An 18,926-nucleotide genomic window follows, 5' to 3' on the forward strand; every position below is an offset into this window, starting at 1 on the left:
GGTTTAATTTTACAGGGGAAAGGTATTCCCATTTACACAAACTTCTTGACACTCCCGAATTATTGGTACGAAAAGCTTTCATCAGAGGACATGAGCTTTTTTCTTTGATAATAGATAGACATTAAGGGTTATACTCGCAATGTTTTTAAAGCTTGAGTTCCTACTTAGAAAATTATATTACTCGAAAGTGATTAATCACTAATATAGACTTAACACACTACACTAACAAATCAAAATATGTCTCTGTCGTGCTTAAATACGCTGTATAGAGACAGGTGTTTAGAATAGACTACAAAGTTCATTTAGTTGAATGTATACTAATTTAAAAAATAGCACACAACTGCACAATACTTTATTTTAAGGGCAGTATTACAAGGAAATTTGGATTTATGAAAAAAATAGTGTAGACTTTCGTATTACTTTTGCTATGTAATCTTTTACCAGAAACAGTATTTATGCTACCTTTACCGACATATATAAATGTCGCCATGTCAATATTATTAGTGTTCATTTTTGTACTATCTGCGGTAACCGCGGTAAAATTGGTTGGTAACCATGAAGACCTGTAAGTATTAAATTAATGCACAGTATCGTCGTTACTTTTCAGTTGACAGTCAAAATGATTTTATGGATGTAGAGATAGTTAATTATCATCATTGAGAGAGGTGAATGTTATGAACAAAATTCCCGTACCTAAAATTAGTGAGATCTTGAAAAAAGAGTTTATGATTCCACTCGGTCTTTCTGCTCATGAATTTTATTAATTATTCTAGTTTCATATACGACTTTTATAGCAAAAGTCACTATAAATGGTTTTTCAACGTATTTTATGAAAAACTCTGACAGAATATATCAAAAAATTCTTTCCATCTTGTTTAAATTGTTTAAAATTTCTAAGTTTTCTTGAAGTCTTCAGCTTTCTTAACACCAATTACTCGTGGGTAACTTAATAGATCAATAATATTTTCAATATTTAAGTCAAGTCCAGTTCGACCAAGATTATTATATACGATTACTTGTTTATCCACTAGTGAGACAATCTTCTTAAAATAACTCATTGCTTCGTGTTGAGTTGATAGCAAATACGGCGAAAACCCTCTATTACAGCATTAATCATTGATGATTCCTAAATAAATTTGCCCAATTCTTCGCCATATTTTTGTCGAATATTTGATATTCCAAATATTAATTCAAAATTCTCAGATAATTGATTCTTATGATCAAATGTATTAATTAGTTCAAATTTTTCATTATTAGAAAAACTATACTGTTTTCCAGATAATAATATGGATTTTATTTCGTGCTGATTTAAGTATTTTACATGTTGAATTGTTCTACCAACATTCAAACTATCATCTTCGTTGAATAAAGTAGAGAAAGCTACATAGGATTTTTCTTTGATCATTATAAATCATCCGCTTTTTAACCATAGTAATTAAGAAAACTATCATAATATAGGATAATTAAAACATTGATGATGAATATGAGAATGATATTTTTCCCAAAAATATAGTTGGACTTTTCTGGACCGGATCGACAGACTCCTAGTCATGCCAAATGATTTATGGTGTTATATGTGATATGATAATTTTTAAAATTTCACATCCCAATGAAAAAATACATCTACGATATGATAAAGAGTGAGCTCTTTTAATTAACGGTGATAAACATGGAGGATAACATGGAAAAATTAGAAATAAAAGTTGGTGCTTTTGACTATCTACGTGCTTCCAGCTGTTACGTTAGAATGTCTGTTTTCGTTTTAGAACGAGACTTAAGCTTAGAAGATGAATTTGATAACAACGATCGAGAAACGACAATATATAGTGTCATTTTTAGTAATAAAAAGCCTATTTCAACTGCTAGGTTTTTACCACGGGATGAAGATATAGTACGTATTACACGTGTAGCAACACTTAAGGAATATAGAGGAAAAAAGTTAGGCACTAAGGTTGTTCGTTCTCTAGAAAACATTGCTCAACAAAAAAATTTCAAAAAGATCGTCATACATTCAGAAATGACAGCAGTAACATTTTATGAAACACTCGGCTATGTTCGCAGTGGCGATATATACCAAGAAGATGGTGTCGCTTGTGTTAACCTTATCAAGACGATTGACTAAGTTTTATATCGACGTTTCTAATAATCAATCATAAACAAGACTCATTCAAACTGTTGATAAATACTAATTTGGATAAGGAGAAAAAATATGGTAAATTTTTATAAAAATATATGGTTTTATATCGGACTATCATTAATTGGCTTGCCATTTCTAGTATTTTTTAATGCGCCGGCTTCTTGGTATTATTACGATATTCTTATATGCGCCATCCCAGGTTTGATTATAAGTATTAAAAATAAAATATAGCAAATAAAAACAAAAAAATATATATTTACCAATAAAAACTTATTTTATAAAATCAAAAAGCTCTCAACATAAAGTAGGAGTTTAATTGGATGTAGTGGGCAATAAATTAAAGAGAGCTCGTCAATCGAACGAATTTTTGCAAAATGAGATTGCTACTATCTTACATAATTCAAGACAGTCCATTTAAAAAATTAAAATATTCATAAAAAATATTTTCTTATGCATACTATTACAACTGTTGATACTAATAAAATTATTGTTAGAGTAGGTAATGAAATCACATTAAAAACATAGTGAAATGCAAAAACTAAAGCAACATATAAAATTGCAATTAATGAAAAAATATCAAATTTCATGTTAACACCGCCTTATTGTATTTAATTGAATAGGTTAAGGATAAAATTATGTTTGCTACAATTCGTCTATTACTTTTGTGTTTAACATAACCAATGTCACTTGCAATTTTTCGAACACATATATATAAGTGATTTCGTTAGGAGTAGCTATATTATTTAATTCATCAATGTTTAAGCTAGCAACATATGCACTCTTATATCTTGCTCTCCCCCACCAATAAGTACCACCATCTTTCGGTTACACCCAAGCCTTAACACTTTTCTCTCTCTTTTAAAGAACGTGGTAATTTACATCGGTATATGTAAATTATGAGTTTACTTAAGCAATTACTGCTTGTAAATCCTTGGTTTCTGGTTTTATTGAGGACTCAATCGAATCTACCAGTTCGGATATTCTTGCTTCCAATATCGCATTATCAACGTAAACTTTTGCAATGTTATCTCACTGTACGTTTTAACAACATCTGAACTACAGACCAAATTTCTGCTTATGTTGTCTGACAAAACCTATTGATTGGGGCTCTTCTACTACAACATCAACTTATTTTGTGGATGTGTTTTTTGAATATTTGCCCCATATATTTTATCTGCATCTTAATGTCCTAATCAGTAGTTTTCTATATTTAAAGCCAAATTTTTAAAGAAATCTAGATCCACATTTTTATTTTCTCCTTCTTCTGTCAGATAATCACCCAGAAACGTTGAATTTACCAATAAGAGAGCCATTGGCTGTAAGAAGTCAAAATGTTTTTCACGTCCAGCACTTAAACGAAGTTCTTTGTTAGGAAAAATGAAGCGCATCATAACCATTATTTTTAAGCACTTAAGCGGCGTCAATTCATTTTTCCCCTCCAATGGGGTGCCTTCAATGGCTAACAGAAAATTAACTGGGATTGAAAAAGGATTCCTGCTCTTTAAATCAAAAGCGAGTTCAACTAATTCCTCATCTGTTTCACCCATACCACAAATAAAACCAGAACAAACATCAATCTGATGCTCATTAACTCTTTCAAGTGTTGCACATCTATCGTCATAATTATGTGTAGTTGCAATTTTGCAATAATTCTCTCTAGGAGTATTTAAATTATGATTTATTCGATCTATTCCAGCACTTTTGAGCTGTGCTAACTGTTTATCATCCACGAAACCGGCAGATAGACAAATCTCAAGACCAAGTCTATTTTTGATAGTTGGGATAATTTCACACAGTTGATTAACTTCTCTTTTAGATGGTTTTGTTCCGCTAAGCGCAATACAAAAGACACTTGCATGATTCTTCTTGGCCAGAATTGCCTTTTTTAAAATTACAGCATTTGGCACCAAGCCGTATTTTTCGATTTTCTCTTTGCTTCTCCGTGACTGGGCACAATAGCCACAGTCCTCATTGCAAATACCCTGTTTTGCACTTAATAAGACATTTAATCTTAACGAGTTTTGTGTCACTTGATTCTTTAAATAGACAGCTGCGGCAAAAATTGACCACCAGTCCTTTTTGCTATGAAGAATGTTAAGTGCTTCTTCTTCAGTGATTTCTCTGTTCCCAGCTAAAATATCTTGAGCTAATGTCATGTAATTCAATTTTCATGCTCCTTCTGTTAACAATAATTTACACAATGGTTAACAATAAAATAATTACACATAAAATAAAAAAAAACAACTGTTAACTAAATTTGACAAAATGGTTAACTAGGATATATTGTTTAACTCGTAATTATTTACACTTAGGAGGCTTATTATGAAGGTACGAACGATAACTCAAGTCGCTTTGATGACGGCTATTTTGATTATTTTGGGATTGATTCCCGGTATTCCTATAGGCTTTATTCCATTGCCAATTGTTTTACAAAACTTAGGTGTTATGCTTGCAGGTGCATTATTAGGCTCCAAGAAGGGAACTTTAGCAGTTTTCTCACTACTTGTCTTGGTTGCCTTGGGATGTCCCTTTCTACCTGGTGGTCGCGGTGGTATTGCGGTCTTCATTGGTCCTTCCGGCGGATATCTGCTCAGTTATTTACTCTGTCCTTTAATTATGGGCAAGTCTTTTGAACTTTTTTCAAATAAGAAAATGTTGGTCGATTTTGCTATCATTTGGATTATTGGAGTTGCTTTTATCAATGTCTGCGGAGCTATTGGGTTAACTGTATCAACTGGGATGCCTTTTCTGAAGTCCCTGTTGTCCGTTCTTGTGTTTATTCCTGGAGATACAATCAAGTCGATTGCAGCAGTACTCATATTCGAAAAATTAAGAGTTAATGTAGTTTTCAGAAGCAATATCTAGTGTTAACTTCTTATGTAACATAAAATACATCTTTTGCTTAGGAAGAATTAATTGACTTGATATTCTGATATGCAATTGAATAATACCTTTCAAATGGGCGTGCGCAATCATCGGTAAGAAGGGTAAACTACGATCTAGTTGACTCTAGCTATGATTAGTTCATGTTTGTCATGAAACACTTTAATTATGCAGTATATTATAATTATCGTAGGGAACAGCTGTGTTATTTGTTAACTATTTTTTTAGTTTCTATGTTCGAATATTATGTTATAACTGTTATACATTTTGGATATTCCTCCATAGGATATTGTTTTTGGACATGCTGACCGTAACCAACAATTTTTTTAATTATATCGAAAGAACTACGCTGAAAATATCATTACCTTTTCGTGTAGTTCTTTCACTCAGGACTTATATATAACCCAGTTCCCATCACTATGAATTAACCAAAAAAAGAACCTTGATGAAATTCACCAAGGTTCTCATTATTTCAAAAAGAAAGAATAAAATTTAGTGTCTAAACAGAATAAATGAAACTAGCCATACAAGAATTACTGCACCAATAATTGATGGTACAATAGCCATTCCAGCTAATTGCGGTCCCCAAGAACCAAGTACTGCCTCACCAATAGATGAGCCCACTAAACCTGCAACAATATTACTAATCCATCCCATTGATTTGCCTTTGCTTGTAATTGCACCTGCAATTGCACCTATAATCGCACCTACAATTAAGACCCATAACCAATGCATAGTCTCTCCCCCTTCGTACAACTTTGTTTCTCAAAATTATTTGTTAATTTTCGACTTTAAATCCTCGGCAGCATCTTTAACAGCATCCTTAGCATCGCCAAGTTTTTCTTTGGCTTTACCCAAGAATCCTTCTGCCTTACCTTGTGCTTCACGAGTCTTGTCACCAGTTGCTTTTCCTTCAACTTCTTTTGCTTTACCGGTAACCTTGTCTTTCATTCCATCGACTTTGTCATCCAAACTCATATACTTTCAGCTCCCTTCGAAAATTCACTTCGTATTAAGCCGTACATAACGCTTAACCTTACATAAATTGTAACAAAGGTTAATATTGTAATCAATTTTTTTGCTTTCACGAATAAAATACGGGAATTCTTTAGGATTTTTCCTGATAACCTAGCTTGAAATACTAAAAGATTTATTATATTTTCGATTTACTTGCTTTTTTTGAGTATACTAATCTTACAACTTTTACTAATTCTGTGACTATCAGCACGATTAATCCTGTTATACTTGGAATTATCCAACCATAAACAAAATTAATCGATCCAGTGTGGAATATATCCTGCATAAATGGCAAATAAATAATACCCACCTGAAATAACAACAATATACCTATAATGTAAAAAGAGATTTTATTCTGAAAAAAATATTTTGAAAAAACAAGATGATTGTTTCGCATATTGAACAAGTAGAATATCTTACCAAAGATAATAATATTCAAAGTCATGGTACTGCCCATTATATGTGACATTCCAAGAGCAGTCATACCATTATAAGCGATCATACCTAAACCTGCGATCAGGATTGATACATAGATTATTTCAACAATATCAAACTTCGTCAAAATTCCACGACCGATATCCCTAGGTCCCCTAGCCATTATCCCATTTTCTGCTGGCTCGAAGATGAAGGCAAATTGAATTGTTAATGCTGAAACCATGTTGATCCACAGTAACTGTGTAGGATATAGCGGCATAGTCTGGTTTAACAAGATACTGAAAACAACAATTAATCCTTCCGCAAAACTTGTTGGTAGTAAAAATCGGATCGTTTTACGAATATTATCAAAAACTAATCGTCCTTCTCTAACTGCAGAAAGAATAGTTATAAAGTTGTCATCTGCCAATATCATGTCAGCCGAACCTCTAGCCACATCGGTACCCTTAATCCCCATTGCAACACCTATATCAGCTTGTTTAAGTGCGGGTGCATCATTAACACCATCACCTGTCATTGATACAACGTGCTTTCTTTGCTGCTGTGCCTTCAATATCTTTAACTTATCACTTGGAGTGGTTCGTGCAAAAACCGTATACTTATCAATATTGTCAATCAAGTCCTGTTCAGACATCTTATCAAGTTCTGGACCCGTAACAGCCTTTAAATTTTCACCCATGTCAAGTTGATTTGCAATAGCTAAAGCTGTATTAGGGTCGTCACCAGTAATCATCTTAACCTTAACCCCAGCATATCGAAGTTGCTTGATGGCATCTCTAGCTTCTTCTCTGGGAGGATCAATTATCCCGACTATCCCCACAAATTCAAACTGCTTTCCTATTTTTGCCGTATCTACAAGTTTCTCAGCGTCATCGACCTTCTGTAATCCAAGTCCAACCACACGTTTTCCCTGTTTAGAAAGTTTCACAACTTTATCTAACCATTTCTGTTCTTCTTCAAAATCAGGACTAAATTTCTTAATCTTACTTAGTAAAGTCTGTGGAGCTCCTTTAACCATTAAATAACGCTGATTTTCAACCTGAACAAGTCTTGCAGAATACCTAAATTCCGAATCAAAAGGAAGTGAATCAATCTCAGATACGTCTGGTTCTTCTCCTGTGACTTTATGATAAAGTCCGGTCAAGGCTCCATCAGTTGGTTCACCAGTAAGTATCCAGGCTCCGCCTTCCAAATGGAATGATGCATCAGAAGTCTGTCCAGCAATCTTAATAAGCTTATTCAGCTTATCATCATTTTTCCAGGCAACAACTCTATTCTCAGTATCAAGAATTTGACCCGAAGCATCATAACCAACACCAGATACTGTGTACTCACCATTGAGAGTTATTATATCGGTGACCGTCATTTCATTTTTGGTAAGAGTTCCTGTCTTATCAGTATTAACAATATCAACAGCTCCTAAAGTCTCCACTGCAGGCAAGGTCTTAACAATCGCATTCTTCCCAGTCAATTTTCTCGTTCCCATTGCCAAGACAACCGAAACACTTGCAGGCATTCCTTCCGGCATAGAACCAACAACTAGTGTAATAATCGCAACTGTTAGTGTTGGCAGACTATAGATTTTAAGATGCATACCTAAGAAGAATAGTATTGCCGCAATTGCCACAATTGCCAATGATAATGTAATCCCCAATTTATCTAGGTTTTTCATCAGCGGCGTTGCCTTGTTTTTGACTTTAATTACATCGGATTGGATCTTACCAATTTGCGACTGCATTCCCGTTGCTACCACGACTCCCGTGCCAGAACCACTTATTACGGCTGTAGCAGCAAAAGCCATGTTTGCTCTCTCAGCTAACGGAACATTCTCCAATTCAATCGGCTCTTCAATCTTATCAACAGAATTCGTCTCACCAGTCAACGTCGACTCCTGTATCTTTAAATTATCGGCTGTCAGTAGACGGATATCAGCTGGAACAGAATCTCCTGCTTCAAGACTAATAATGTCCCCAACAACAATTTCCTTTGCCTCCATCATTTTTCGTTGCCCATCACGAATAACAAAACTCTCGGCTACCAATAATCCTTGAATTTTGTTCAGGGCAGTGTCGGCAGAAACCTCTTGAAAAAATCCTATGAGGGCATTTGCTACAATAACTGCGCCTATAACAATCGAGTCTGGGTAGTGATGTAACAGGAAAGTAGCAATTGCAGTCACTGCCAAAATATAGACAATACTGTTATTGAATTGTTTGAAAAAAAGAACCCAATTAGACTTCTTCTTGACCTCTAGTTCATTTTTCCCAAATCGTTCTAATCTTCTTTTTGCTTCTTTAGCACTTAATCCAATAGTTGCATTTGTCTGGTACCTATCCTCTAACTGTGCTGTACTTGCTTGCCAATCTTGCCTCTGACTGGGGGCACCGTCATCTCCGGAATCTTCACCTTGTTCAATTAAGTGTGCTTGCTGCTCATCTTGCATTAATAAAATCATCCTCTTCTATTTATATTTTTTATCGATCTGGTATACGAAGTTCTAATAATACCCTTCTGATAGTCCTCACCTCCGATTAATTACTACCAATTATAAAGGATAGTCCTCTGAAAATAAAATTCTAGAGTTTAAGATTGCAAAAAAGGTTGTTATATTCAATAATTAACTGATGCTAACAAAAAGGACGTTTGAATATTGAAAAAAAATAACCGTATTTTAATTTTATGTGCCATTTTCGTAGCAACTTTTATGACTTCAGTAGAAGTTACAATTGTTACTACTGCTCTCCCATCCATAATCAGTCAATTGCATGGTTTATCATTTCAGAGCTGGATAATGAGTTCTTATCTCCTAATGACTGCAATTGCTACTCCTATTTACGGGAAATTAGCAGATGTTTGGGGAAGAAAATCATTATTTCAATTAGGTCTCGTATTATTTACTATTGGTTCTCTACTAAGTGGATTAGCACCAAATATCTTCTTTCTAATAATTGCCCGCTGTATCCAAGGAATTGGCGCGGGCTCTGTAATCCCCCTCACATTCACCATTATCGCTGATCTTTATTCATTCAAGGAACGTGCAAAAATCATGGCATTCACCAACACTGCATGGGGGTTATCTGCACTTATCGGCCCACTCCTAGGTGGATTCCTTGTAGACCAATTAAGCTGGCATTGGGTCTTTTTTGTCAATGTTCCTTTGGGGATACTAGTATTTGTCATAATTGCAGCCGGTTATCATGAAACTTATACTAAGCAGCAACTTACTAACATCGATAAAGCTGGAATCACCTTCCTGTCGCTTACCCTATTGCTGTTGCTGATAGGTATCCAGTTATTAAACACTCATGTTATTTTGGGAATTCTGATTCTTGTCATCTCGGGTATTTGTTTACTTCTTTTTTCTTCAGCAGAAATAAAAGCGAAAGACCCAATAATTCCAATCTCAATGTTTGTTAATCGAACATTCTCAAATCAAGTTATTACAGCAACGTTGCTGAGTGGGATTTTGATTTGTTATGAAATATACTTTCCTATCTGGCTACAGTCGCTCTACCATGTGCCCGCAACAATTTCTGGACTTGTTGTAACTTCGAGTTCTGTTATGTGGCTGCTTTCATCCTTTTTTGTTGGCCCATTACTGCAGAGATTCTCACCTAAAAAAATTATATTAGTTGTTGTTATCATCCAATGCATAAGTTATCTACCATTGATTGGAGCGGGTAGAAACTTTCCTGACTGGTCATTCTATATAATTGCAGCAATTAGCGGTGCTGGAATGGGAGTCGTTATCAGTATGAATATCATGTTGTGTCAACACTTAGTTGGACCAGAACAGGTTGGATCTGCAACCGCCATAATCACTTTAGGCAGATCGCTTGGACCGACAGTAATGGCCGGTGTATATGGCGCGACCCTAAATATTATTATTAAAAACAATCTTAATGGCGTTTCACTTGCTCAAGTTAACGATACTATCAGTTCTGCAAGTAAAACGGTGATTGCGCATCAACTCAATATTGAAAATATTATTTTGCAAGCTCTACACGGTGTCTTTGGAATCACCATTCTTCTTTTTCTTGTCATTCTCATTACAAATTTACTTGATCCAAATAAAAAGATTATTGACTGATTATTCTTTACACATTAATTACAATATTTATAACAGTTGGTTACTCCAACGACTTATAATAGAAAATGGATAATGATTTTTTCTAATTGAATTTTAAAAGGATGGTATAGAATGACAGAACAAACATTGATTTTTGGTCATCGTGGTTTTCCTGCAAAATATGCTGAAAATTCACTCGAAGGTTTTCACTATGCAATTGAGCATCACATAGATGGATTGGAATTTGACGTTCATTTGACCAAAGATAACATACCTGTCGTACTTCATGATGAAACTGTTGATAGAACTACTAATGAAAAAGGAGAAATTCGTTCTTTTTCGCTCTCGGAATTGCGAGAACTCAAATTGGAGAATGGTGAATCAATCCCGACTCTAAAAGAAGTACTGGAACTAGTTGGCACTTCACCTGTCCAATTAAATATCGAATTAAAAACTGACAAAATGAACTATCCCGGAATTGAAAAGATTGTTCTTGATATGGTTAAGAGTTATGACCTTGACAAGCCTGTTGTCTACTCATCTTTTAACTTGGATACTTTGAAAAGATGTAAAAAAATTGACGATTCGCAATTATATTGTTGGTTGACCATGCATAAGGTACCTGAAGCAGCGTTGTTTGTTAAAAAATTGGGCTTGTCGGGATTGCATCTTCATCACTACCAAAAAGATGATATTCTCCAAAGGATTTGGACAGTTAATGATTCATTTAAAATAAAAAAACTATTTAGTCAGCAAGTTGCTGGAATTATTACCGACAATTTTGAAAAAGCTTTTAAAATAAGAGAAAAGATGTTGTAAAACCTACACAAAGAGGAGCTGGGTCAAAAGTTAAAGCTTGACCTAGCTCCTCTATTTACTTGGACAAATGTGTTCCATAAGTTAACATTGTCTGTCTAACCGCTAATTTTGCGACTTATCTAATGTTTCTTAGCTCTCATCCAGACACGATATAACGTCAATAACCACGTAAACGAAATAATATACGTTGCGCTTGTGAAGGCAATGTGCATGCCATACACAAAAATACTGCTGTCATGAGCCGGATAACTTGTAATGGTGTACCCTATCTTTTGACTCATAGCAAAATACAAAATTGTGGTCACAAGGCTCGTTCCGGAAATCATCCCCAAATTTCTAGCCAATGCATTCAATGCTCCAGCTACACCAAGTTTGGCTTTGGGTGCATTAGTCATAATCAAAGCATTGTTAGGAGTTTGGAAAAAGGACATTCCTACTCCACCAAGTACCAAGAGACATCCTACAAACAATAAAGAAGACTCGCCATTAACGACCCGCCAGCCGAAAAAGGAGAGTACTAAGACTGTTAATCCGAATAACGTAACATATTCCTGATCAAATTTGTCTGCAATATAACCCGAAATTGGTGTTCCAATTAACATCGTCACCGGCCAGATCATCATATAGATTCCCGCCGTTCCCGAAGAAATGCCTCTTAGATTTTCAAAATAGAATGGTAATAATACATTAATAAAAAAGTTGCTTGTAAATATCAGAAAAGCGGCAACCAGACTAATCGTAAAGAGCGACGATTTGAAAATTGTTAAGTCTAGCAAGGGGTTCTCCGTATGAAGTTCGTGGATAATGAAAAAGATTAATAATATTATCGAAACAACAAACGAACTCAATGGAATAATTTCTACAAATCCTTGCTCTTGTCCAATATTTACACCTAAAAAGAAAATGCTAATTGTCAAAAATAAACTGATGATTCCTAAATAATCAAAAGTCACTTTTGTAGTAGACCTTACTTCCTGTGGTAATACTTTCATTCCAATAATAATCGCTACGATACCAATAGGCACATTTACCCAAAAAATATACGGCCATTTAAAATGTTCCAGTATTAATCCACCAAGTCCTGGTCCAGTAATTGTTCCCAATGACACAAACATTGCATTTAAAGCCATTGCTCGCGCACGCATCTTCATAGGAGCAGCACTCGTGATAATTCCAAAGCTATTACTCATCGTCATTGCGGCTCCCAGTGCTTGAACGACCCTTGCAAAAAGAAGAAACCATAAGCCTAAATTGATTCCAGCAAGTAATGACCCAATTGTAAAGACATAGGTCCCTATCTTAAAAACTTTAATTTTTCCTATTTGATCACCAAGGCCACCAAAAAAGGTTAATATTCCTGAAATAAATATTAAATAAATTGCAACTGTCCAAGTTGCCTTATTCATTGGAATTGCCAGATCTTTAGAAATTACAGGCAGTGCGATGTTAATAATCGATGAATCTAAAGTTGACATAAAAGTAAATATTCCAACTGCGGCAATTATTAGCCAAATATTTTTTTGTGCCCTACTACCCTCATTTCTCATTTTTTGTCCTCCATCTTTCATTTTCCCAATCATTTGAAACCTCATTTTGAAAATGAGTCCCTTTAATGCCAAACAAATAAAAAGAGTTGCTTTGGAATTTCCACAACTCTAATACTAACTAAATTAATTTCCCACAGAAAAGGAAATTAACATTTATCAAAATACTACCAGCATAACTATAAAACGTATTTTTGAATAGCTTTTGCTACCCCATCGTGATCATTATCATCAGTAGTTACACTTGCGGCCTCTTTAACCTGTGGAATAGCATTTTTCATTGCTACACCTAGCCCCGCAAACTTAATCATGCTCAAATCATTTTGTTCGTCGCCAATAGCCATGATTTCATCTGGAGTTATGCCTAAAACTGCCCCTAGCTTAGACAAAGCATTTCCCTTGTTAACTCCCTTTGCATTGGCCTCTAAGTAGAAAGGAGCACTTTTGGTAAAAACAAGCTCGTTTTCCATTTTTGAAAATGGTTCCCAATTGCTTATTGCTTTATCTAAAATGGCCTGTTCGTCAATAAACATTGCCTTGATTAAGTTAATATTACTCATTTCGTCCGGTGTACGATAGGATATTCCCAGTGAAACCAGATTGCTCTCATAAACTGTATAATATCCGATATCCTTATTTGCCGTGTAGATTCTGTCTTCACTGATTGCGTGAAAGTGCAGATTTAACTTTCGTGCCAATTTTTCAAGATCAAGATAATTCTGATAAGTGATTGGCTGCGAGCTGATAATCTTTCCCGCAGTTGTCTGAACCACTGCACCGCCAAAACAGACTACATACTGTTCATCTTGATTATCAAGTTCCAATTCTTTCAACAGTTTTCTAACACCTGAGATAGGTCTGCCCGTACATATTACGACCTTTATATTTCTTTCTTTTGCTTGAGTTATTGTTTCTTTAACTTTCTTAGTTAATTCCTTCTGCGAATTTACTAGCGTACCATCAATGTCAATTGCCACTAATTTAATTGAAATTATAATCTCCTCATTTCTTGACAGCTATGATTATGTTTTCAGAATAGCCTTAAATTAATTTACTGTAAAGCGTTTTCTACCTCAATAAACTTTCTAAACCTAATAACTTAATTCATGTTACTTTTTATATTCTATGTAATTTTAACACAAATCAATCATAGTGTAGTAAACTTGTTTATTTTTTTTTTTTAAGTTTTGTGTTATATTACTTTTAAAGTAACAACAGATGAAAGGAGATGCACTCTAATGGCTAATAATCGTTTGAGCGACCTAATTCACATTCTAGTATATATCGAGTTGCATGATAATCAAAAACTAACAAGCGAATTGATTGCAAGTAGTCTTAATACTAATCCTAGTCTGACACGCAGAATGATGGGACAACTGAGAAAAGCAAACTTACTTGAAACGACTCAAGGAGCGGCTTGTCCTAAGTTGGCAAAAAATCCAAATAAAATCACTATTTTCGACGTATACATGGCAACTTGTCCTGATTCTCCACTTTTAAAAGTCGATCAAAATACCTCGAAAGAGTGTCAAGTCGGTCACATTATTCCGACTATTTTAAACAAATACTATCTGGAAATTCAAAGTACCGCTGAGGCAAAAATGCGTAGAATAACCATTGCAGATATTGCTGATGATGTTAGGATGGATATTGCACATCATCAAAAAAATAGCGATACTTTTGCAAAAATTTAACAGTTATTCTTGACACTGAGGATAATTAACAATATACTAACATCAATAATTATCGAAAGGACGAGTTTGATTATGAGAAAGTCTAGTCTATTCACAGCGAATATTTCATGGCAAAGCCGGCATAGCGGATTGTAATTCGTAATTACACGGATACAATCTGGCAAACAGTTTGTATCTGTGCCGACTAACTTTCTTGTATTCTAAAAGAAGTCTGCATGGGTCTACGCGGCAGGCTTTGGTTCGAGGGCGACCAGGCATGCTGGTTTGCCCTTTTTATTTGCTCTCATTATTTATAATAAAAAATGGGGAGATTTTAATTATGAAAAGACTTTATGGCTTTATTGCAGCATTAGTTATATTTTTAGGGGTAGCCTTTTTTATGACACAAAATAATTCATCAAATACAGCAACGACAAAGAAAAAAATACCTACTGTTGGAATTTTGCAATTAATGACTCATCCCGCACTCGATCAGATCCATAAGGGATTTGTAGCTGGTTTAAAGGAATATGGTTATACACCCGGTAAAAATATCAAAATTGATTTTCAAAATGCACAAGGTGATCAGAGCAATTTGAAAACTATGAGTACTAAATTTTCAAATGAAAAAGTATCACTAATGGCAGGAATCGCTACACCTGCAGCGCAGGCTCTAGCTAATGTTGCTGGTAAAAAAACACCTGTTATCCTTGCGGGTATAACTAATCCATCAGGGAGCGGCTTAGTTAAGACAGATAAGCATCCTGGGGCTAACATTACTGGTACTTCAGGTGAATCTCCTCTAGAAAAACAATTGGCATTGATAAAGACAGTCATGCCTAATGCTAAAACAATTGGTATTATCTACACATCTTCTGATCATGGTGGCACATACAATGCAAAGAAGTTCGCAGCACTTTGCAAAAAAGAAGGAATAAACTATAAACTCTATACTATTTCAGGCACCAATGATATGCAGCAAGTTGCTGAACAAATGGTTTCACAAGTGGATGCTGTCTATGCACCTCAAGACAACGAAGTAGCTGCAGCCATGAAAACTTTGGTTGAAGTTGCTAACAAATCTAAGATTCCTGTTTTTGCAGCCGCTGATACAATGGTCAAAGACGGCGGTCTTGCATCATATGCAATCAGTCAATATAAATTAGGTAAAGTTGCTGGTGAAATGGCTGCACAAGTTCTTCGCGGTAGAAAAACTGCGAATTTCCCAGTTAAATATATTACTAAAGGTGAATATGTAATCAATACAAAGGAAGCTAAACTATTGGGAATCACATTACCCGATGATATTGTCAAACAGGCACAAAGCAGAGGAGAAGTTTTCAAATGAGTATGATTGTCTCAAGTATTGGTCAAGGCCTCTTGTGGGCCATATTAGGAGTTGCTTTATTTTTAACGTTCCGTATCCTGAATTTTCCAGATATGACTGTTGAAGGAACATTCCCACTGGGTGCTGCCGTAACAACGGCTACGATTACACGTGGTGTTTCTCCTTTTCTAGCGTGTATTCTTGGATTCGTCGCCGGAGCAGTTGCAGGCTTATTAACTGGTTTGCTGTATACCAAGGGCAAGATTCCTATCTTACTAGCTGGAATTCTCGTAATGACAGCTTGTCTGTCCATCAACTTGAGAATCATGGGCGGTTCCAATATTTCTCTTTTAGGAAAACAGACTATTTTCTCAAATCATTTTCTTGAATCACTTCCTAAATATTTTGATAGTGTTTTCGTTGGACTAGTCACAGTAGCAGTCATCACTATCTTATTAATGCTCTTTCTTCAGACCGAATTGGGACAGGCGTTCATAGCAACCGGTGACAATCCAATGATGGCCCGTTCGTTAGGAATTAACACTGATTCCATGACCATTATGGGACTAATGCTCTCTAATGGAATTATCGGCCTTGGCGGTGCTCTAATCTCACAAAGTAATGGCTATGCAGATATTAACATGGGGATAGGGATCATTGTAATCGCACTTGCATCAATCATTATTGGAGAAGTGGTCTTTGGTGAATTAACGCTTAATCAAAGGTTAATTGCGGTAACCTTAGGAAGTATTATCTATCGTTTTGTCATTTTGATTGTCTTACAGCTTGGGTTCAGTACAAACGACCTCAACTTATTATCGGCAATAATCTTAGCTCTTTGCTTAATGTCACCTGTATTAGGGAAAAAACTAAAGTTGACTAAAGTGCTGGCTAAAGGAGGTCTCAAGAATGCAAAATAAACCAATTCTTTCTCTTAAAAATATCGTTACAACTGTGAATGCTGGAACTCCTTCTGAGAATGTTATTTTGAATAATCTGAACCTCAATGTCCATCGTGGGGACTTCATCACAGTTTTAGGATCAAATGGTGCTGGTAAATCTACCCTTTTCAATACAATTGCTGGTAATCTTGCAATAACTAGTGGACAAATCCTACTAAATGAAAGGGATATTGCAAAAGAAACCGTTGAAAAAAGAGCACGCTACTTAGGCAGAGTTTTCCAAGATCCTAAAATGGGCACGGCTCCTCGAATGACTGTCGCAGAAAACTTGAATTTAGCGCTTCGCCGAGGAAGTTCTCGTAACCTAACACTTCGCCATTTAAATAAGCACAAATCACACTTTAAGGAATTAACTAGTACCATGAGTAATGGGTTAAATACTAAGTTAGATGTTGCCACTGAAAACCTTTCTGGTGGTCAAAGACAGGCACTCAGTTTTTTGATGGCCATTATCCAAAAGCCGGAACTGCTGTTACTTGATGAACATACGGCCGCATTAGATCCTAAAACAAGCTTTCAACTAATGGAAGAAACAAATAAAACAATCTCCGAGCAGCACCTAACATGCTTGATGATTACACATCACTTAGATGATGCACTAAAATATGGAAATCGCCTAATTGTTTTAGATAAAGGCAAGGTTGTTTTTGATGTTGCTGGTCCAGAAAAGGAAAAATTAACCAAAGAACAGCTGCTGAGCTTCTTTAATGACTTGGTCGAAGTATAATTAACAAATTAATTTTAGAATATTAGTTTAATTAAAAATAAGGATTATACCCAAAATATACGGTATAACCCTTATTTTTCTTACTTATATCATTAAAATAATTCTTTTTGTTTTACTGTAAATTTGGCCAAGTTCTCAACATCAATCTCATATCCCAATCCTTTTTCTTTAGATACATTTACAAAAGTTCCATCAAGTTCAATTTCTGGTTTAATAATGTCATCATTATAATATCTATGTGAAGCAGCAATATCGTTTGTGGTCAGATAACTTTTGAAAGTTGGAGACTACAATATGACAGCTAACTTTTTCCATCTAATATTTAGGCTATATTGTTCCTATTGAATATACACTTTGATTACTATTGCTCAAGCTGATTAATTGAATATTCTTATTTTTTTTTGTTATATTGAAGGTGTAGTAGGATGTTAAGACTAATCTTAGGAGGTAATACAATTGAGTAAAGTTGCAGTTTTAGTTACTAATTTAGTAGAAGAAATTGAATATACATCCCCTGTTGCGGCCTTAAAGAAAGCCGGTCACGAAGTCACTACCATTAGCCTTGATGATACAGCCACAATAAAAGGTAAACATGGTAATGAAATCAAAGTTGACACTGGTATTAGTTCTGTAAAACCTACCGATTTTGATGCACTTCTTATTCCTGGTGGTTTCTCACCAGACCAGCTTCGTTCTGATGAACGTTTTGTCGAATTTACAAAACATTTTCTGTTGAGTGATTCTCCACTTTTTGCCATTTGTCATGGACCACAGTTATTCATTCAAACTGGCCTGGTTAAAGGGCGTACAATGACATCATATAAATCTGTACAGCCAGACCTTTACTATGCTGGTGCAATAGTTAAAGATGAGCCCGTCGTGATTGATAATAATTTGGTGACGAGTCGTACACCCGATGATATTCCTGCATTTAACAAAGCAATCACTAAAATTCTTACTAAATAAATTAATTTTTTCAATAAAAATAGACGCTCTCAAATTGAGAACGCCTATTTTTATTAAATTAACCTGCTAATTCAAAGCAAATCATTTAGTTTTTTCAGCACCAAATACTGGCCGTACTAAAATTCCTAACAATGCTACACCTAACACTGCAACTATTAAGCCTGCGAGAACATTTCCAGCTAAGAAAATTCCTAATGCAGTTGTTGCAACTAGCCCAAAGATAGTTAAAAAGATTCCTAGTTTCTGAATCATATTTAAACGATTAAATTCTCGATAAAAGCCTGCTTCTAAGAGTAAAACACCAATAACTGCAATAGTTCCGAATAAAATGTGTCCGAATACCATAATGATTTCCCCCTATTCTTAA

Annotated in this window: 18 protein-coding genes; 9 read left to right on the plus strand and 9 right to left on the minus strand. The window is 35.1% G+C overall.

Translation table 11 applies throughout. From position 1 onward, the window contains the following. Window positions 1–893 precede the first annotated feature (893 nt). Both IV36_RS08715 and IV36_RS08720 read right to left on the minus strand, forming a co-directional pair. Window positions 894–1,082 (minus strand): dihydrodipicolinate synthase family protein, encoded by a 189-nt coding sequence (locus tag IV36_RS08715; protein WP_056991753.1) that lies wholly within the window; start codon window positions 1,080–1,082, stop codon window positions 894–896. A gap of 44 nt (window positions 1,083–1,126) precedes the next feature. Continuing rightward, window positions 1,127–1,405, minus strand: coding sequence for a hypothetical protein (locus IV36_RS08720; protein ID WP_056991755.1), 279 nt, complete (start codon window positions 1,403–1,405; stop codon window positions 1,127–1,129). 276 nt (window positions 1,406–1,681) lie between these two features. Here IV36_RS08720 and IV36_RS08725 point away from each other — a divergent pair, with 276 nt between their 5' ends. After that, on the plus strand, window positions 1,682–2,122 hold the full coding sequence (locus IV36_RS08725; protein ID WP_056991757.1) for a GNAT family N-acetyltransferase: 441 nt from the start codon (window positions 1,682–1,684) through the stop codon (window positions 2,120–2,122). Window positions 2,123–3,330: 1,208 nt separating this feature from the next. On the opposite strand, the gene bioB is transcribed toward IV36_RS08725, so the two are convergent. Continuing rightward, window positions 3,331–4,293, minus strand: a complete 963-nt coding sequence (gene bioB, locus IV36_RS08730) for a biotin synthase BioB (RefSeq protein ID WP_056991809.1) — start codon at window positions 4,291–4,293, stop codon at window positions 3,331–3,333. Window positions 4,294–4,459: 166 nt separating this feature from the next. Here bioB and IV36_RS08735 point away from each other — a divergent pair, with 166 nt between their 5' ends. Then, complete coding sequence (locus IV36_RS08735) at window positions 4,460–5,002, plus strand: biotin transporter BioY (RefSeq protein ID WP_056991760.1); 543 nt, start codon at window positions 4,460–4,462, stop codon at window positions 5,000–5,002. Between the two features lie 510 nt (window positions 5,003–5,512). On the opposite strand, the gene IV36_RS08740 is transcribed toward IV36_RS08735, so the two are convergent. The 3 genes from IV36_RS08740 to IV36_RS08750 form a co-directional block, all read right to left on the minus strand. After that, entirely contained in the window at window positions 5,513–5,755 is a 243-nt protein-coding gene (locus IV36_RS08740; RefSeq protein ID WP_056991762.1) for a GlsB/YeaQ/YmgE family stress response membrane protein, read from the minus strand. Window positions 5,756–5,791: 36 nt separating this feature from the next. After that, a complete protein-coding gene (locus IV36_RS08745) occupies window positions 5,792–5,998 on the minus strand; it encodes a CsbD family protein (protein WP_010077916.1) in 207 nt (68 codons plus the stop codon). 175 nt (window positions 5,999–6,173) lie between these two features. Continuing rightward, window positions 6,174–8,915 (minus strand): HAD-IC family P-type ATPase, encoded by a 2,742-nt coding sequence (locus IV36_RS08750; protein ID WP_056991764.1) that lies wholly within the window; start codon window positions 8,913–8,915, stop codon window positions 6,174–6,176. A gap of 207 nt (window positions 8,916–9,122) precedes the next feature. Between IV36_RS08750 and IV36_RS08755 the strand changes: the two genes are divergently transcribed. Together IV36_RS08755 and IV36_RS08760 are read left to right on the plus strand one after the other, a co-directional pair. After that, complete coding sequence (locus tag IV36_RS08755) at window positions 9,123–10,562, plus strand: MFS transporter (RefSeq protein WP_003691317.1); 1,440 nt, start codon at window positions 9,123–9,125, stop codon at window positions 10,560–10,562. A gap of 111 nt (window positions 10,563–10,673) precedes the next feature. Beyond that, window positions 10,674–11,360 carry a glycerophosphodiester phosphodiesterase gene (locus IV36_RS08760; protein WP_003691315.1) on the plus strand — a complete coding sequence of 229 codons (687 nt, stop codon included), beginning with the start codon at window positions 10,674–10,676 and terminating at the stop codon, window positions 11,358–11,360. A 119-nt stretch (window positions 11,361–11,479) separates the two neighbouring features. On the opposite strand, the gene IV36_RS08765 is transcribed toward IV36_RS08760, so the two are convergent. Both IV36_RS08765 and yidA read right to left on the minus strand, forming a co-directional pair. Then, the gene (locus tag IV36_RS08765; protein WP_029327377.1) at window positions 11,480–12,907 is read right to left on the minus strand and encodes an MFS transporter; all 1,428 of its coding nucleotides are present in this window, start codon (window positions 12,905–12,907) and stop codon (window positions 11,480–11,482) included. A 176-nt stretch (window positions 12,908–13,083) separates the two neighbouring features. Continuing rightward, a complete protein-coding gene (gene yidA, locus IV36_RS08770) occupies window positions 13,084–13,899 on the minus strand; it encodes a sugar-phosphatase (RefSeq protein WP_029327378.1) in 816 nt (271 codons plus the stop codon). 243 nt (window positions 13,900–14,142) lie between these two features. Here yidA and IV36_RS08775 point away from each other — a divergent pair, with 243 nt between their 5' ends. From IV36_RS08775 to IV36_RS08795, 5 genes are all read left to right on the plus strand, one after another. Next, the gene (locus IV36_RS08775; RefSeq protein ID WP_003691310.1) at window positions 14,143–14,598 is read left to right on the plus strand and encodes an Rrf2 family transcriptional regulator; all 456 of its coding nucleotides are present in this window, start codon (window positions 14,143–14,145) and stop codon (window positions 14,596–14,598) included. 319 nt (window positions 14,599–14,917) lie between these two features. Continuing rightward, complete coding sequence (gene trpX, locus IV36_RS08780; protein WP_056991766.1) at window positions 14,918–15,925, plus strand: tryptophan ABC transporter substrate-binding protein; 1,008 nt, start codon at window positions 14,918–14,920, stop codon at window positions 15,923–15,925. After that, window positions 15,922–16,824: an ABC transporter permease gene (locus tag IV36_RS08785; RefSeq protein ID WP_056991768.1), complete on the plus strand. Its 903-nt coding sequence runs from the start codon at window positions 15,922–15,924 to the stop codon at window positions 16,822–16,824. Before trpX ends, IV36_RS08785 begins: the two co-directional genes overlap by 4 nt. After that, entirely contained in the window at window positions 16,814–17,593 is a 780-nt protein-coding gene (locus tag IV36_RS08790) for an ABC transporter ATP-binding protein (protein WP_056991770.1), read from the plus strand. The genes IV36_RS08785 and IV36_RS08790 overlap by 11 nt, the downstream gene beginning before the upstream one ends. A 456-nt stretch (window positions 17,594–18,049) precedes the next feature. Continuing rightward, on the plus strand, window positions 18,050–18,559 hold the full coding sequence (locus tag IV36_RS08795) for a type 1 glutamine amidotransferase domain-containing protein (RefSeq protein WP_056991772.1): 510 nt from the start codon (window positions 18,050–18,052) through the stop codon (window positions 18,557–18,559). Between the two features lie 81 nt (window positions 18,560–18,640). Here the strand turns inward: IV36_RS08795 and IV36_RS08800 are convergent, their stop codons facing one another. Continuing rightward, complete coding sequence (locus IV36_RS08800; RefSeq protein WP_056991774.1) at window positions 18,641–18,904, minus strand: hypothetical protein; 264 nt, start codon at window positions 18,902–18,904, stop codon at window positions 18,641–18,643. Between the last annotated feature and the right edge of the window lie 22 nt (window positions 18,905–18,926).

The sequence above is a fragment of the Liquorilactobacillus mali genome (assembly GCF_001437155.1).
Lineage (GTDB): Bacteria > Bacillota > Bacilli > Lactobacillales > Lactobacillaceae > Liquorilactobacillus > Liquorilactobacillus mali_A.

Coding starts and splice junctions, on each gene's coding strand:
- IV36_RS08720 (WP_056991755.1), bottom strand. CDS start 1,405: ATGATCAAAGAAAAATCCTATGTAGCTTTCTCTACTTTATTCAACGAA.
- IV36_RS08725 (WP_056991757.1), top strand. CDS start 1,682: ATGGAAAAATTAGAAATAAAAGTTGGTGCTTTTGACTATCTACGTGCT.
- bioB (WP_056991809.1), bottom strand. CDS start 4,293: ATGACATTAGCTCAAGATATTTTAGCTGGGAACAGAGAAATCACTGAA.
- IV36_RS08735 (WP_056991760.1), top strand. CDS start 4,460: ATGAAGGTACGAACGATAACTCAAGTCGCTTTGATGACGGCTATTTTG.
- IV36_RS08740 (WP_056991762.1), bottom strand. CDS start 5,755: ATGCATTGGTTATGGGTCTTAATTGTAGGTGCGATTATAGGTGCAATT.
- IV36_RS08745 (WP_010077916.1), bottom strand. CDS start 5,998: ATGAGTTTGGATGACAAAGTCGATGGAATGAAAGACAAGGTTACCGGT.
- IV36_RS08750 (WP_056991764.1), bottom strand. CDS start 8,915: ATGCAAGATGAGCAGCAAGCACACTTAATTGAACAAGGTGAAGATTCC.
- IV36_RS08760 (WP_003691315.1), top strand. CDS start 10,674: ATGACAGAACAAACATTGATTTTTGGTCATCGTGGTTTTCCTGCAAAA.
- IV36_RS08765 (WP_029327377.1), bottom strand. CDS start 12,907: ATGAGAAATGAGGGTAGTAGGGCACAAAAAAATATTTGGCTAATAATT.
- IV36_RS08775 (WP_003691310.1), top strand. CDS start 14,143: ATGGCTAATAATCGTTTGAGCGACCTAATTCACATTCTAGTATATATC.
- trpX (WP_056991766.1), top strand. CDS start 14,918: ATGAAAAGACTTTATGGCTTTATTGCAGCATTAGTTATATTTTTAGGG.
- IV36_RS08785 (WP_056991768.1), top strand. CDS start 15,922: ATGAGTATGATTGTCTCAAGTATTGGTCAAGGCCTCTTGTGGGCCATA.
- IV36_RS08790 (WP_056991770.1), top strand. CDS start 16,814: ATGCAAAATAAACCAATTCTTTCTCTTAAAAATATCGTTACAACTGTG.
- IV36_RS08800 (WP_056991774.1), bottom strand. CDS start 18,904: ATGGTATTCGGACACATTTTATTCGGAACTATTGCAGTTATTGGTGTT.